At 69.7% G+C, this 14,877-nt stretch carries 13 protein-coding genes; 6 read left to right on the forward strand and 7 right to left on the reverse strand.

Annotation, left to right across the window (positions count from 1 at the left end; genetic code table 11):
* Positions 1–180: 180 nt before the first annotated feature.
* From hemC to ACFWZH_RS16115, 5 genes are all read right to left on the reverse strand, one after another.
* Positions 181–1,116, reverse strand: a complete 936-nt coding sequence (hemC, locus tag ACFWZH_RS16095) for a hydroxymethylbilane synthase (protein WP_384430355.1) — start codon at positions 1,114–1,116, stop codon at positions 181–183.
* Between the two features lie 201 nt (positions 1,117–1,317).
* On the reverse strand, positions 1,318–2,829 hold the full coding sequence (gene proP, locus ACFWZH_RS16100; protein WP_384430358.1) for a glycine betaine/L-proline transporter ProP: 1,512 nt from the start codon (positions 2,827–2,829) through the stop codon (positions 1,318–1,320).
* A gap of 369 nt (positions 2,830–3,198) precedes the next feature.
* Complete coding sequence (locus tag ACFWZH_RS16105) at positions 3,199–3,906, reverse strand: class F sortase (protein WP_384430361.1); 708 nt, start codon at positions 3,904–3,906, stop codon at positions 3,199–3,201.
* A 129-nt stretch (positions 3,907–4,035) separates the two neighbouring features.
* Positions 4,036–4,902, reverse strand: a complete 867-nt coding sequence (locus tag ACFWZH_RS16110; RefSeq protein WP_384430364.1) for a hypothetical protein — start codon at positions 4,900–4,902, stop codon at positions 4,036–4,038.
* Between the two features lie 790 nt (positions 4,903–5,692).
* Complete coding sequence (locus ACFWZH_RS16115; protein WP_384430367.1) at positions 5,693–6,418, reverse strand: Mut7-C RNAse domain-containing protein; 726 nt, start codon at positions 6,416–6,418, stop codon at positions 5,693–5,695.
* Between the two features lie 267 nt (positions 6,419–6,685).
* On the opposite strand from ACFWZH_RS16115, the gene ACFWZH_RS16120 reads away from it, so the two are divergent.
* The 3 genes from ACFWZH_RS16120 (at position 6,686) to ACFWZH_RS16130 (ending at position 10,321) form a co-directional block, all read left to right on the forward strand.
* Positions 6,686–7,975 (forward strand): ATP-binding protein, encoded by a 1,290-nt coding sequence (locus ACFWZH_RS16120; protein WP_384430370.1) that lies wholly within the window; start codon positions 6,686–6,688, stop codon positions 7,973–7,975.
* Positions 7,976–8,285: 310 nt separating this feature from the next.
* A complete protein-coding gene (locus tag ACFWZH_RS16125) occupies positions 8,286–9,482 on the forward strand; it encodes a cytochrome P450 (protein ID WP_384430379.1) in 1,197 nt (398 codons plus the stop codon).
* Between the two features lie 137 nt (positions 9,483–9,619).
* A complete protein-coding gene (locus ACFWZH_RS16130; RefSeq protein ID WP_384430765.1) occupies positions 9,620–10,321 on the forward strand; it encodes a bleomycin resistance protein in 702 nt (233 codons plus the stop codon).
* A gap of 110 nt (positions 10,322–10,431) precedes the next feature.
* Here ACFWZH_RS16130 and ACFWZH_RS16135 read toward each other — a convergent pair whose 3' ends face one another.
* Entirely contained in the window at positions 10,432–11,196 is a 765-nt protein-coding gene (locus ACFWZH_RS16135) for a chitinase (protein WP_384430382.1), read from the reverse strand.
* A gap of 391 nt (positions 11,197–11,587) precedes the next feature.
* Here ACFWZH_RS16135 and ACFWZH_RS16140 point away from each other — a divergent pair, with 391 nt between their 5' ends.
* Positions 11,588–12,295: an aspartate/glutamate racemase family protein gene (locus ACFWZH_RS16140; protein WP_384430768.1), complete on the forward strand. Its 708-nt coding sequence runs from the start codon at positions 11,588–11,590 to the stop codon at positions 12,293–12,295.
* Between the two features lie 76 nt (positions 12,296–12,371).
* Positions 12,372–12,740: a hypothetical protein gene (locus ACFWZH_RS16145; RefSeq protein WP_384430385.1), complete on the forward strand. Its 369-nt coding sequence runs from the start codon at positions 12,372–12,374 to the stop codon at positions 12,738–12,740.
* Between the two features lie 220 nt (positions 12,741–12,960).
* Here ACFWZH_RS16145 and ACFWZH_RS16150 read toward each other — a convergent pair whose 3' ends face one another.
* A complete protein-coding gene (locus ACFWZH_RS16150; RefSeq protein ID WP_384430388.1) occupies positions 12,961–13,191 on the reverse strand; it encodes a DUF6296 family protein in 231 nt (76 codons plus the stop codon).
* Positions 13,192–13,568: 377 nt separating this feature from the next.
* On the opposite strand from ACFWZH_RS16150, the gene ACFWZH_RS16155 reads away from it, so the two are divergent.
* Positions 13,569–14,864 (forward strand): serine hydrolase domain-containing protein, encoded by a 1,296-nt coding sequence (locus ACFWZH_RS16155; protein WP_384430391.1) that lies wholly within the window; start codon positions 13,569–13,571, stop codon positions 14,862–14,864.
* Positions 14,865–14,877 lie beyond the last annotated feature (13 nt).

Here is a 14,877-nt window from a genome sequence, read left to right on the forward strand (position 1 = left end):
TGGTCGGTGCGGTGGCCCATCGGTTTTCAGCCTACGACGTGACCCTTCGCGGTCAAGGAAACGGTGAAGGCACCGCTGCCAGGTGTCGGTGGCCGGGCGTGAGCGGGGTGCGGTCGTACGGGAGCCGGGGGTGGCGGGGCCCCTCGGGCCCGGTTTCCCGGGCCCGGTGTGCGGGTGGCTTCAGTGCGCGATGCCGTCGATCAGTTCGCGCGCGCCCTGGCGCAGCAGGGTGACCGCCACGGACGTGCCGAGCGTCTCCGGGGTGAGCGGTCCGGCCCATTCGTGCGCGTTGAGGACCGTCTTGCCGTCCGGGGTGAACACGCAGGCCCGCAGCGAGAGTTCACCGCGCCGGTCGGTGGTGGCGTAGCCGGCGATCGGGCTGTTGCAGTGGCCCTGCAGGACGTGCAGCAGCATGCGCTCGGCGGTGGTCTCCTGGTGTGTCCGGGGGTGGCCCAGACCGCTCACGGCGTCGATGGTTTCGGTGTCGCCCTCGCGGCACTGGAGCGCCAGTACTCCCGCGCCGACGGGCGGGCACATCTCGTCCACGGACAGGATCTGGGTGATCACATCCGTACGGCAGATGCGCTCCAGCCCGGAGACCGCCAGCAGCAGCGCGTCGGCTTCGCCGGCCGCGAGCTTCTCCATGCGGCGGTTGGCGTTGCCGCGCATCGGCACACACTGCAGATGCGGGTGGGAACCGGCGAGCTGGGCGATCCGGCGGACCGACGAGGTGCCGATGCGGGTGCCCGCGGGGAGCTCGTCAAGGGTGCGCCCGCCCGGGTGGATCAGCGCGTCACGGACGTCGTCGCGCTTCAGGAAGGCCGCGAAGGTCGTACCGGCCGGCAGCGGGCGGTCGCCGGGGATGTCCTTGACGCAGTGCACCGCGAGGTCCGCCTCACCGGCCAGAAGGGCGGCGTCGACCTCTTTGGTGAACGCCCCCTTGCCCTCGACCTGGGAGAGCGCGCCCATCCAGCGGTCACCGGTCGTCTTGACCGGGATGACCTCGGTGGCGATGCCGGGGTGGAGCGCGCCGAGTTCGGCGCGGACGCGCTCGACCTGGGCCAGGGCCATCGGCGAGTCGCGGGAGACGATGCGAATCAGTTCAGGGGCGGACATGCGCCCACGATAGACCGTCAGGTCCACGCCACGGTCACCAGCGGGCCCCCCGCGGCCGAGCAGTTGGCGACGGGATGCGCAGGGACGCCGATCGGGCCCGTACGCCCCTGATCCACCGGACCGGATCTGGTTCCGGGCCCTTGCGCCGACTGGGTGAGCGGGCGTCAGGCCGGGGCCGCCGAGTGCGGCGGCCGGTCGTCCTCAGTGCCTCGCCCACGGGTGCCGCAGCCGGATCCAGACGTCCCTGGCCCGCCGCCCCGCTTCGGCACGGCTCCTGGCGACCAGCTGGTGAGCCTGCTCCTCCGTCTCCACCATCGGGCCGGAACCACGCAGCGGTCTGCCCGCCGTCTCGTGGAGGAAGAAGGTCGCGATCAGCCCGATGACCCCGGCGGCCATCAGGTAGTAGGCCGGGATCATGTCGCTGCCGGTGGCCTGCACCAGCGCGGACACGAACAACGGCGTCGTACCGCCGAAGAGCGAAACCGAGATGTTGAAGGAGATGGACAGCGCTCCGTAGCGCAGCCGGGTGGGGAACAGCGCCGGCAGCGTGGAGGCGGACGTGCCGGCGAAGCACACCAGCAGGAGCCCCAGGATCAGGCAGCCGAAGGCCGGCGCCAGAATGCCGCCGACGCGGATGAGGAGCACCGCGGGCACCGCGAGGGCGATCAGCGCGGCGCTGCCCGCCATGAAGACGGGCCGTCGGCCCCATCGGTCGGAGGTGCGGCCCACGGTGGTGATGGTGAGCGCCACGACGATCATGGTGCCGAGTACGAGCAGTTGGGCGGTGAGGGCGTCCTCGCCGAGGGTCTCGGTCATGAACGTCGGCAGGTACGACGTCACCATGTAGTTGGTGACGTTGTAGAGCAGCACCAGGCCCATACAGATCAGCACCGCCTGCCAGTGCCGGGTGAAGATCTCCTTCAGCCGGCCCCTGCCGGACTGCCGGGCCTCCTCCACCGGATCCTCGCCGCCCGTGGCGCGGACCTCCTCCGCGTCGTGGTGGGCCTGTTCCGCCTCACGCTGGAAGGCCGGGGTCTCCTCCAGTCGCAGTCGCATGTACAGGCCGATCAGCCCCAGCGGTCCGGCGACCAGGAACGGCAGCCGCCAGCCCCAGTCCACCAGGCCGTCGTCGCCGAGCACGGCCGTGAGGACGGTCACCAGTCCGGAGCCGAGCGAGTAGCCGACGAAGGTGCCGAAGTCGAGCCAGCTGCCGAGGAATCCGCGCCGGGTGTCCGGGGCGTATTCGGCGATGTACGTAGTCGCTCCGGCGTATTCGCCACCGGTGGAGAAGCCCTGCACCAGACGGCAGATCAACAGCAGAATCGGTGCGGCGAAACCGATGGTGTTGTAAGAGGGCAGGAATCCGACGGCGAAGGTGCTGACCGCCATCATGATCATGGTGGCGGCGAGTACGCGCTGGCGTCCGATACGGTCACCGAGCGGCCCGAATACCAGGCCGCCGAGCGGCCGGACGAGAAAGGCCGCCGCGAATGTGGCGAACGTCGAGACCACCTGGGCACCCGGAGAGCTCGACGGAAAGAACACTTTGCCCAAGGTTCCCGCCAAATAGGCGTAGACCCCGAAGTCGAACCACTCCATGGTGTTGCCCAGCGCGGCCGCCGACACCGCCCTGCGCACCGCGGGTCGGTCGGTGACCGTCACGTCCTCGGCGCTCAGCGGCTGCTTGCGGCGGCGCAGCAGGGTGCGGAGCATGCGATCGGTGGCGGCGGTACCCCCACGGGCCGGATTCCGGCCCTTTCTCGGATTCGACGGTCTCCGGCCTCCGGCGCTCATTTCATCCCGTCAGCAGAGCGGATGCGGTATGCGGTACCTCATGAAAGTCGGTGTCAGCGGTGGCTCATTATTCCCCGCGTATTCCGTATCGGAAGAAGGAGCGGACTGCCGCGTGTCGTCGTCTTCAGTTCGTCTCCCTTTCGAGCCGAATCCCTTCGAATCCCTTCAGGTCGTCTCCCTTCCAGCGGTATGGCGATGCCCAGACCGGCGGCGGGCGCCGGCCTGGGCGTGTCCGGTTGCACCTGCGCGGAACGGAGGAATGGCCTCCGGGTGCGCATCGGACGGGTGTCAGGCGTGTCTGTACGAGGAGAGGTGGGCGAAGACCACCACGTTGTCGACGTAGTCCTTGACCTTCCTGTCGTATGCGCCGCCGCAGGTGATCACCCTGAGCTGGGCGCTCGGAGAGTCGGCGTAGACCCGGTCGTTGGGGAACCGCGCCTTGTTGAAGGTCTCGACGGAGTCGACCTTGAACGTCGCGATCATGCCGTCCTCGCGGGTGATGTTGATCGCGCTGCCGGGCTTGAGCGATTCGAGTTGCATGAACACCGCCGGTCCGGTCTTGGTGTCCACGTGTCCGGCGATGATCGACGAGCCGCGCTCACCCGGCGTCGCACCGTCCTTGAACCAGCCCACGAGGTTCCGGTTTCCCGCGGGCGGTGCGTCGAGCTGGCCGGTCGGACCGATCGTCAGCTGCGTGAAGGGCGCGTCGACGGCGATCGCCGGGATCGTCACCCGCTTCGGCAGGGAGCGGGGCAGAGCCAGGCCGGCGGACTGGTCGGCGGGGTGGGCCGCCCTGGGCGAGGCGGAGGCGGCGACGGCGGTGGAGGACTGCGGCTTGGGATCTGCCGAGGTGTCCACGGAGTTGTAGACGAGGAGGGAGCCCAGCAGGAACGCCGCCGCGGACCACAGCAGGCCCCGGCCGACGGGACGGGTCGCGGAGACGGCGGTGCGGGGTGGGTTCGTGCTCGGCTGGGGCGGCGACTGCTGGGCGGTCATGTGAGGGTGCCTTTCGTGAACGGGGCGGCGGCGAGGCGTGAAGGGGAAGCGGAACGCAATCGCCGCGGCCACCGTCCACGAGGAACGGTGGCCGCGACGGCGCAGCGGCCTCCGTACGGGGCAGCCTTGTCAGGCCGCCGCGGAGCCCGAGGCGTTACGACGGCGCAGCATGTAGGCACCGGCACCAAGACCACCGAGCATCAGCACCGAGCCGGCTGCCAGGCCACTGTTGGTCGCCAGGCCACCGCCACCGGTGTGAATGCCACCGCGCGGCTTGCGGTGGTCGCCGTAGCCGCCTCGACCGTGGTCGCCGTAGCCACCCCGGCCGTGGTCGCCGTAGCCACCCCGGTCGTGGTCGCGCCCGTAGCCGCCCCGGTCGTGGTCGCCGTAGCCGCCGTGGTCACGGCCGCCGTCGCGCCCGTGGTCCCGGCCGCCGCCACGGCCGTGGTCGTCGTCATCCCAGTCGTTGGCCACGGTCTTGGCCAGGAAGCCGCCACCGGTGTGCACCCCACCGCTCGGACGGTGCCGGTGGCAGTAGCGGCCGTAGTCACGGTCGTGCCCGTAGCCGCGGCCGTACTCACGATCGCCGTCGCGGCCACCGTCGCGGCCCTTGTCACGACCGTTGTCGTGGCCGCCGTCACGACCCTTGTCACGACCATTGTCGTGGCCGCCGTCACGACCCTTGTCACGACCGTTATCCCGGCCATTGTCACGGCCCTTGTCACGACCGTTATCCCGACCGTTATCCCGGCCATTGTCACGACCGCCATCGCGGCCGTGGTCACGGCCGTAGTCGCGGCAGTGCCTGTCGCGGTCGTGGCCGCGGTCACGGTCACGGTCGCGGTCGCGGTCGCGGTCGTGGTCGCGGTCGTGGTCGCTGGAGGAGGAACCACCCGCGGCGTTGTCCTCCATGATCATGGCATTTGCGGCTGGAGCAGAGATTGCAAGGACCGCCGTGATGGCGGCCGAAGCGAACAGTGTGCGAGCAGTGCGCATGAGGACATGTTCCTTTCGGCACGACTGCGAAGGCTGACTCTTTGTCGGCACATCGGAATCGCAGTAGCGACGTGATCACCGTCAGCCGAATCGGGGCCTCGCACCACCGGAGAACGTCGCATTCGGGGGAGCCCCTGGGCTCTTCGGGTGGCGGAAGGCAGCGGATTCACCCGTTGGATGGCGCGCGTCGTCGGCGTGTCGCGCTACGAGTGGGCTAAAGGGGCTCCAGCGCCCGTCCGGGGCGCCGCGATGCGCGCTGAACGACCGCTGCGCACGGCCCCCTCCGCGACACGCCGAGGCCCTTGCCGCCGTTCCCCACCACGTTCGGCGCGGCCCCGCGGACGCCGACGGCACGCGCAGTCGGGAGGCGCTCCCGTACGGGTGGGGGCGGCATGCCCCAGGCGACCCGCGGGCACCGCCGCCTGCCCGTCGAGCGCCGCGCGCCCGGTTCCCGAACTCGCTCCAGAACAATGCCCTTTGGACCGATCGACAGCGAGGCACACACCACTCAACTGATACGCAATCAGCTACCTTCAATGAAGGGAAACATCAGCCTGAGAGCCCCCAAAATCCTTTTACCGAAGTGCAATTGCGCAGAACACGGCGGCGGCTGCTTCCCCTCTCCCCCGCCCCCTACCCCCCTGCCCCTGCCCCGTCCCCCACACCTCCTCAAAGGAAGGACATCCGTCACCCGAATTGCGGAATTCCTACGACTGACCGGACGCATCCGCATGCGGCGGCCCTCGATGCTGCACAAGAAACACCGAGGGCCGCCGTTTCGCCCCACCGCTCAGGTGGCGCTGTCCCTGAGCGCCTTCTCGACGATCGCCTCCAGCCGGGAGTGGTGAGCACCGCGCCAGTAGACACGGCCGCACGAGGTGCACTGCGCGAAGACGTCGTACGTACGCTGGGTGCCGTGTTCGAGGTGCTCGCGGACCGAGTCCTTGTCGGCGTCGGCCAGCCGGCCGTTGCAAGCGGTGCAGCGCGTCCATGGCGCGAGCGTGGGGGCGAAGCGCTCCAGTACGTCCCGGAGTTGGTCATCGGGCCGGTCGCTGTAGACGAACGCGCCCGCCCAGATCTCCCGCCGGCGCAGCAGCCCCCGGTCCCGGGAGAGCAGCACCCGCTGTTCCTTCGCCGAGAGCGCGGCCAGCGCCGCATCGCCGGGGTCCTCGTTCGTGTACGTCGCGTCCACGCCGAGCAGCCGCAGCCTGCGCGCGAGCGTGCCGAGGTGGACGTCGAGCAGGAACCGAAGCGGCGCGCCGGGGACCCGCTGCGGACGGTCGACGCCGTGCACCTCGATGCTCTCCCCCGCGCCGGGGATGTGGGAGGCGGAAACCTCGACGCCGTCCACGATGAACCGCCCGACCTCGGTGAGGGGGACGCCCAGCGACTCCACGACATGGCCGAGTGTCGATGATCCGTCGGTCACCACGGGCGTACGGGCGGCGCTGTGCTCCGCCGCGACGAAAAGGTGCAGCTCAGGGGCGAAGCTGAAGTGGATTACGGGTCCGTTCACGCCGGCCAGCATGTCATCGCCCGGCCCGGGCCGGCCAGCGGATTCCCGCCCGTCACAGGCGGCGGGGCAGGCCCTCGGGCGTCCCGCCGCCCGCTGCCTGGGGACCGCTGCCGGTCGAAGATCCGTCGTATCGGATCTGGCTACATACGGACCGTAGCGGTCCGCGCTCCGGATTGTGCACGGTGGAGCAGGCCCCGCTCCCCCATCGCCCCTAGCCTCGCTGCCACCGCATCACCACCATCACCATCACCACGAGGGGCGGTACCGGTGAACTGGCTCATCCACGACTACCGCGAGAAGGATCTCGCCGAAGTGGTCCACCTGATCGACTCCACCGCCGAGCTCGGCCAGGAGTCCGTCTTCTCGCTCGCCGAGTGCATCAGCGCGCTGACCTCGCGGCAACCCGCCGTGGTGGCCGTCCACCAGGGTGCCCCCATCGGGGCCGCGCTCGCGTGTGTGGCGGGTGAGCGGGGCTGGGTGATGCGGATCGCGATCTCGTCGGCATGGCGCGGCCGGGGGCTGGCGAGCGCGCTGCTGGTCGAGCTGGAGCGGCGGCTGATCGCCGCCCGGGTCAGCCGCATCGCCTACGTACTGCCGGAGGAGGACCTCCTCGGCGAGGGCCTGCTCAACGCGGGCTATACGCGCCAGCCGGCGGTGGCCTACTTCGAGAAGGTCGAACCGCACCACGGGCCCGCGGCGAGCCTCCTGGAGGACCTCGGCGGACGGTTCCTGCCCGTCGATCTGTGGGCCAAGGTGGCCGGCATGGAAGCGGAGAAGGACCTGATCGAACGGCGGGTCGTGCTGCCGCTGGCGGAACCGGAGCGGGCCGCCCGGCACGGGGTCCGGCCGCCGCGGGCGATCGCCTTGTTCGGCCCCCCGGGGACCGGGAAGACCACCTTCGCGCGGGGCATCGCGGCCAAGCTCGGCTGGCCGTTCGTCGAGCTGCTCCCGTCCCGGCTGGCCGATGAGGGCAATCTCGCGGCGGCGCTGCGCAGCGCGTTCGCCCGGATCGCGGAGCTGGAACGGGTGCTCGTCTTCATCGACGAGGTCGAGGAGATCGCGCCGGTCCGCCACGAGCCCGCGCAGCCGGGCGGACTGCACGGGGTGACCAACGAGCTGCTCAAGCTGATACCCGGCTTCCGGGAGCGGGACGAGCGACTGCTGGTCTGCGCGACCAACTCGATCCGCTCGCTGGACCCGGCGTTCCTGCGCCCCGGCCGGTTCGACTACCTGATCCCGATCGGTACGCCGGACGCGGCGGCCCGCTCCGCCATCTGGTCCCGGTACACGGACGGCCGGGCCGATGTGGATGTGGCGGCGCTGGTGGCGGCCAGCGAGCTGTTCACCCCGGCCGACATCGAACACGCCGCCCGGGTGGCGGCCCAGGCCTCGTTCGAGCGGGACCTGGAGGCGGTCGGCGTCGGCTCGGCCGTACACGGGCGGCTCGGCGCGAGCACCGAGGACTATCTCGCCGCCATCGCCCAGTGCCGGCCGACCGTCACCCCCGCGATGATCGACGAGTTCAGCGCGGACATCACCGCCCACGCCCGCTGCTGAACGAGCGGCGCGCCCCGCCGCTCCTGACACGACGGGCTCGGGGCTCGGGGGCTCGGGGGCTCGGGCCGACCGTCGTCCTATCGCCGTACCTCCGGACGGCACCACGACCGCATCCGGTACGACGACCGCGTCCGGTACGGAGCCCGCATCCGACGCGACGACAGGACGACGGCCGCGCACTGCGTGCGGAGGACATGGCGCGATGCGGCTCCTCCGCCGGGCGGATGCTGATGCCACCGGGTGTACGTACGGTGCTGAAGAGAGCCGGGCGACGGACTTCGCCGGAATTCGAGAGAGCGGCAGGCAAGGCATGCGGGACATCGTCGATCTGGGCGCCTTCGGTGCGGACTTCACCGCGGACCCATACAAGTACTACGCCAAGCTGCGCGCCCAGGGGCCGGTGCACCGTGTGCGGATCCCTGATGGGCCGGAGGCGTGGCTGGTCGTCGGACACGAGGCGGTCAGGGCCGCGCTGACCGACGACCGCATCAGCAAGAACTGGCGCCGGTCCGGCATGCTGGGCGAGGCCGGCGAGGAATCGGCACTGTTCACGAACATGCTGGACGCGGACCCGCCGCATCACACCCGGCTGCGGAAGCTGGTGGCCAAGGAGTTCACGCCCCGCCGTGTGGAGGCGCTCCGACCGCGGGTGCAGCAGATCACCGATGAGCTGCTCGACGCGATGCTCGCCGCGCCGGACGGCCGTGCCGATCTCGTGGCGGCGCTCGCCTTCCCGTTGCCGATGACCGTCATCTGCGAGCTCATCGGCGTGCCCACCATCGACCGGGAGGCGTTTCGCCACTGGTCGAACGAGCTGGTCGCGCCGACGAGCGAGCAGGCGGTGCAGGCGGCGAGTCTCGCGATGTCCGAGTACCTCGTCGATCTCATCGAAGCCACCCGCAACAGCCCCGGCGACGGCCTGCTCAGTGCGCTGATCCGCACCAGCGACGAGGACGGCGACCAGCTCTCCCGCGAGGAGGTGGTCGGCACGGCGTTCCTGCTGCTGGTCGCCGGCCATGAGACGACCGTGAGCCTGCTGTCCAACGGCGTGCGCGCCCTGCTGCAGCACCCCGCCCAACTGGCCGCCCTCCGGGCCGACTACTCGCTCCTCGACAACGCCGTGGAGGAGATGCTCCGCTACGACGGCCCGGTGGCCACGGCCACTTGGCGCTTCACCGCGGAACCGGTCGACATCGCCGGCACCCGGATCCCCGCCGGCGAGAACGTGCTGGTCGCCCTGGCCTCCGCCTCCCGTGACCCCGAACGCTTCGCGGCCGCCGACGACTTCGACATCACCCGCGACGCCCGCGGCCACGCCGCCTTCGGTCACGGCATCCACTTCTGCCTCGGTGCCCCGCTGGCCCGTCTGGAGGCACGCATCGCCATCCGGTCCCTCTTGGAGCGCTGCCCCGACCTCGCGCTGGACACCGACCTCGACGCCCTGACCTGGCGCGCCGGCATGCTCATCCGGGGAACGGAGCAGCTGCCGGTGCGCTGGAAGGCGTAGACACGCGGCGTGGTCGTCGCCCCCACTGGCGGGCGACCACGCCCCTCCTCCCTCCCTCCTCTCGCTCCCCCCTCCACTTCCCTTCCCCCTTCTAGTCAACTTTGACTAGACTCCTGAACGTGACAGATGTGAGCGACATCAGCGAGAAGACCATCCCGATCCTGCCGTGCCGCACCATCCAACCCGTGCTCGACTTCTACGGCGCCCTCGGCTTCGAGGTGACGTTCCAGCAGAACAGCCCCAACCCCTACGCCGTCGTCGAACGCGGCGGCATCCAGCTCCAGTTCTTCGGGATGAAGCACTACGATCCGGCCGGTTCCTTCAGCACCTGCTACGTCCGGACCCATGACGTCGACGGCCTGTACGAGACGTTCAAGACCGCCCTCAAGGCGGCGTACGGGCGACTCCCGACCCGGGGGCTACCGCGCATCGGGCCGCTGAAGGACACCTCGTACGGCACCCGGCAGTTCCTCATGTCCGATCCGGGCGGCAACTGCCTCCGTATCGGCCAGCAGACGAGCAGCGACCTGCACCACCGCCCCTCCCCCAAGGAAACCTTCACCCGGGCCCTTCACCATGCGTCTCTCCTCGCGGACTCGAAAGAGGACCTGACGGGAGCCGCAAAGATCATCGACCGGGCACTGGCCCTGGAGGACGAGCACCCCACACCAGTGCAACTACTGCGCCTCCTGGTCCTGCGCGCGGACACCGCCCGGCGCCTCGGGGACGAACACACCGCGGCGTCCGCACTGCGCAAGGCCACCGCCATCCACCTCACCACCGAGGAACGGCACTCGGTCCACGACGACCTCATGCGCCTTGAGGAGCTGCGCGCCTAGGCCCCAGGCCTGTCGCCCGAACGCATGGGTGACGCGGCCGTCCGGGGCGTGCCGCCACTGTCGCGGCGGCCGACCCGGACGGCTGCGTTTCAGCACCGGACGGCTGCGTTTCAGCAGCTGAGGTTGTCGCCGGGCGTGGTCCCCAGGATCTGCACAAAGCTCTTGTAGTTGTCGATTCGACTCTGCACCTGGCCGGGATTTCCGCCGTTGCATTCCAGGGACCCGTTGATGCTGCGAATGGTCTCGCCGAATCCGGCACCCGTGACCATCGCCTGGTGCGGAGTCATGGTGCCCGGTCCGGTCTGGGTGTTCCAGTACCAGAGCGCGGTCTTCCAGGCGACGGCGGGATCCTGCTCCACCAGGTAGGGATTGTTGAGCAGATCGATGCCCAGCGCGTCGCCCGCCGCCTTGTAGTTGAAGTTCCAGCTGAGCTGGATCGGGCCGCGCCCGTAGTAGGCGGCCTGACCGGCCGGGCATCCGTAAGGCTGGGTGGCATCGCAGTAGTGGGGGTAGTTGCCGGTGTTCTGCTCCACCACGTACACGAGGCCGCCCGTTTCATGGCCCACGTTCGCGAGGAAGGCCGCGGCTTCCTGGCGCTTCACGGTATCGCTTCCGGTGTTCGCGAACTCCGGGTACGCGCTGAGCGCGGCGGTCAGGCCGCTGTACGTGTAGAACGGATTCCGGTTCGGGAACATCTGGTTGAACTGCGCCTCGCTGACGACGAATTCCTCGGCTCGCACCTCGGCGCCGGCCGGCGCTGCGGCGCACGAGGAAGAGCAGTGCACCGTGGCTGCCGCGGTCGACGTCGGCGCAACGAGGGCGACACCCGCGGCCAAGGCGGCGGCGCTCAGCAGCGCAGCGGTACGAGATCTCATAGCAGGACTCCTTCGAGCGCGGCCGGCCTCCGGACGGGCCGGGCGCAACGGCCGCTGTGGGGGGGGAGAAGAGGAATCGCCTTACGCGGCACGCTGATTGACGTGCCGCCGGGCATGGGCGACCGCGCTCTGCGGCCCTCGCGAGTTGCGGTCTAGACCAACCCCAGGCTATGGGTGGCCACTTGAGCATGTCCAGACCAATGCACTGATCCGCTGGAGACCAGGCGCCGCTCGAGGCCAGGCGCCGCCGAGCAGGGCACCGCCGACGCCGTCCGAGCGCGCCCGACTTCGCCCGGCCGCACCCGACCGCACCCGACCGCCGAGAGAGCGCTGCGCCGGTGCCGCAAAAAACCAGGGGGAATCAGCGCACGTGTGCGAGAGTGACGCGATGATGCGAACAATCGGGCTGCTCGGAGGCATGAGCTGGGAGTCCACGGCGGAGTACTACCGGCTGCTCAACGAGCTGACGCGCGAGCGCCTGGGCGGTCTGCACTCATCTCGCTGCGTGCTGCACTCCGTGGACTTCGCCGAGATCGAGAAGCTGCAGGCGGCAGGTCACTGGGAACAGGCCGCGAAGATCCTCGCCGAGGCGGCCAAGGCACTGGAGGCGGCCGGCGCGGACCTGCTGCTGATCTGCACCAACACCATGCACAAGGTCGCCGACCAGGTGGCCGCCGCCATCACCATCCCCCTACTGCACCTCGCCGACACCACGGCGGATGCGGTACGCGAAAACGGCCTGCGCCGCATCGGGCTGCTGGGCACAGCCTTCACCATGGAGCAGGATTTCTACCGCGGCCGCCTGGAAAGCCACGGGCTGGAGGTGCTGGTCCCGGATGCGGCCGGACGAGACACCGTCCATCAGGTGATCTACCAGGAGCTGTGCCTCGGCATCGTCCGCGAGGAATCCCGTGCGTCCTTCATGGCCGTCATCAACGACCTCGTAGCCGCCGGAGCCGAGGGCATCATCCTGGGTTGCACCGAGATCGAGCTGCTCATCGGCCCCGAACACTCCCCGGTCCCGGTCTTCCCGACCACCCGACTCCACGCCGAAGCGGCTGTCACCCGCGCCCTCGCCGACTTCCGGGAGCCCGCATGACGACCGCCAACTCCCAGAAATCCACAGATTTTTGGGTGGGGCCGAGGTTTGAACTCACGACAGGTACGCTGACGTGGTGTCGCGCAGCGAGTTAGAACGTCTGGCCAGGATCCGGATAGAGATCACCGGAGAGACCCTGGAACGCGCCATGGCCGTGCTCGGAGGGGAGCTCACCCCTCCGGAGCCGGCTCCCGAGCCCTCCCCCGCTCCCGGACACGACTCCGAACACGATGCAGACCGCAGCCGGCGGGGCGAGCCTGACACGGACGGCACGACCGACCCGGCGGGGGCGACCGACACGAGCGGCACGACCGGTGCGACCGGTGCGACCGGTGCGACCGGTGCGACCGGTGCGATCAGCGCAGGCACCGAGACCGACGGCGATACCGCCACCCCCGACGTTCAACGGAAGCGTCAGCGACGCGACCACCTCCGCGGCCTCTGATCACGATCCGCCGCCGAGCCCCCACCGCGGAGTCGAGCATCGGCAGGCAGGCGGCCGGGCGAGCGGGCAATCAGACAGACAGACACCACGTAAACCCGTCAGGGGCAGCTGGCCGCAATCAGCCGACAACGCTGCGTCACCATGGCGATCCAGCTCTCCCCGCAGAACGAACGATGGCCTGGCCCCGGCCAGGGCGGCTAGCGCCAGGCCAGGCTCACGCTCACGTGACGAGGGGCCGCGCCAGCAGCGGTGTGCTCAGTACCTGGTGCCCCCCGCTGGCCAACATGCGGACCTCGCCGCGGTCACTGATCTCCGCGCGCACGATCCCCGACTCGTCCTCGTAGACCGGGTACCCGCCCGCTCCGGCCCGCTCGGTACGCCGGACGATCACCACGTCGTCCTCCACGGCGGAAGCTTGAAATACCAGCTCATAGCGTTCCGGGTAATCCATCGGGGCCTCCCGATACTGCTCGGCAGGTGCTCGGGCGTCGCCCTCCGTCGGCGCTGCACGCGCCGCTGCACCTCGCTCTTCCATCGTCGCGCACGCCCGCCCGCATCGCCTCAGGAAAGCCGCAGAACGACTCTTTCCCGGCCGGTCCAATGTGTCCCGAGTGCCTGAAAGGCCCCGGCCCCTTTCCCCAGCCCTACATCTCAGCGGGCCGCCCCGAGAGGCGCCCCAAGAGCCTCACGGCGAGAAACCTGACATTTGTCATCTGGACTTGGGATCAAGGTCGTTCCAAAGGTTGACGGCCGGCCGCCGTCCCGCCGCAAGAATCGAGGAAGCGAAGATCGAACAGCGGCCACAAGCCGTGAACTGACGGAGAAACCATGCCTGTTGCCCACCCCCCTCGCAGCCGTGTACGGCTGGCCGGAACCGCTACCGCCGCCCTCCTCACGCTGACGATTCCGACCATCGCCCCGGCCACCGCCGCCACTCCCTCTCCCTCCGCACCGACCGCAGCCGACGCACATTCCGGTACCGCGGTACGCGCCGAGCGGGCCGGCCTCGACCGCGCCGCCCTGGGCTCGACGCTCAAGGCGTTCCACGACGCGGGGATGTACGGCGCCTACTCGGCGGCGCGGGACGGCTCCGAGGAGTGGCAGGGCGCGTCGGGGGTCGCCGACGTCGCCACCGGGCGGCCCACCACGCCTCAGATGGAGCACCGCATCGGCAGCGTCACCAAGACCTTCACGGCCGTGGCCGTCCTCCAAGAAGTGGGCAAGGGGCACATCGCGCTGGACGCTCCCATAGGGCGCTATCTGCCCGACCTCATCCCCGGGGACCGCGGCCGAGCCATCACCGTCCGGATGCTCCTCAACCACACCAGCGGCATCGGCGAGTACAGCGGAGCGATCTTCGCGACGCCCAACAGCATGGAAGAGAACCGCTTCCGCAACTTCGCCCCCGATGAGCTGGCCCGACTCGGCCTCAAGGCAAAGCCGTTGGGCAAGCCGGGCGAGGCCCACCACTACTCCAACACCAATTACGTGATCGCGGGCCTCCTGCTGCAGAAGGTCACCGGCAAGGCACCGGAGTCGTACATCACCCAGCACGTCCTACGGAAGGCCGGGCTGCGGCACACTTACTTCCCGCGGACTCCGTACATCACCGGACCCCACGCCAAGATGTACGAGGCCGCGTACGGCGGATACAACCCGCCGCGCGACTTCAGCGTCTACCACCCGTCCTGGGTCAGCACGGCCGGTGCGCTCATATCGACGATGCCTGATCTGAACCGCTTCTATCGCGCACTGCTGGGTGGCGAACTGCTCGCCCCGGCCCAGCTGCGCCAGATGAAGACCACAGTGCCGGTCGAGGGCAGTCGGGCGCGCTACGGTCTGGGCCTGCTCTGGACACAGACGCCGTGCGGCGAGTTCTGGGGGCACAACGGCCTGGTGCTCGGGGCCATGACCTGGTCTCTGTCCAGCGCGGACGGTCGCCGTCAGGTGTCCCTCGGCTTCAATTTGTCGCGCTATCAGAAACTGGACGGAAACAACGTTCCCCAGAACGGCCCGATAGACGACGCCATGAACACGCATCTCGCCCAGGGAGCGTGCGGAAGCAAGACCCACCGGCAGCCTGGAGCCACCTCCGGCCATCCCTCCCAGCGCTGGACGCACTGAACGAGACGCCCAA

Origin of the sequence: Streptomyces sp. NPDC059008 (assembly GCF_042749045.1) — a bacterium.
Classification (GTDB): Bacteria; Actinomycetota; Actinomycetes; order Streptomycetales; family Streptomycetaceae; genus Streptomyces.

Excerpts from the sequence above, each read along its gene's own strand:
- hemC (WP_384430355.1), bottom strand. The coding sequence starts at position 1,116 with ATGTCCGCCCCTGAACTGATTCGCATCGTCTCCCGCGACTCGCCGATG.
- proP (WP_384430358.1), bottom strand. The coding sequence starts at position 2,829 with ATGCTCCGCACCCTGCTGCGCCGCCGCAAGCAGCCGCTGAGCGCCGAG.
- ACFWZH_RS16105 (WP_384430361.1), bottom strand. The coding sequence starts at position 3,906 with ATGACCGCCCAGCAGTCGCCGCCCCAGCCGAGCACGAACCCACCCCGC.
- ACFWZH_RS16110 (WP_384430364.1), bottom strand. The coding sequence starts at position 4,902 with ATGCGCACTGCTCGCACACTGTTCGCTTCGGCCGCCATCACGGCGGTC.
- ACFWZH_RS16125 (WP_384430379.1), top strand. The coding sequence starts at position 8,286 with ATGCGGGACATCGTCGATCTGGGCGCCTTCGGTGCGGACTTCACCGCG.
- ACFWZH_RS16135 (WP_384430382.1), bottom strand. The coding sequence starts at position 11,196 with ATGAGATCTCGTACCGCTGCGCTGCTGAGCGCCGCCGCCTTGGCCGCG.
- ACFWZH_RS16140 (WP_384430768.1), top strand. The coding sequence starts at position 11,588 with ATGCGAACAATCGGGCTGCTCGGAGGCATGAGCTGGGAGTCCACGGCG.
- ACFWZH_RS16150 (WP_384430388.1), bottom strand. The coding sequence starts at position 13,191 with ATGGATTACCCGGAACGCTATGAGCTGGTATTTCAAGCTTCCGCCGTG.
- ACFWZH_RS16155 (WP_384430391.1), top strand. The coding sequence starts at position 13,569 with ATGCCTGTTGCCCACCCCCCTCGCAGCCGTGTACGGCTGGCCGGAACC.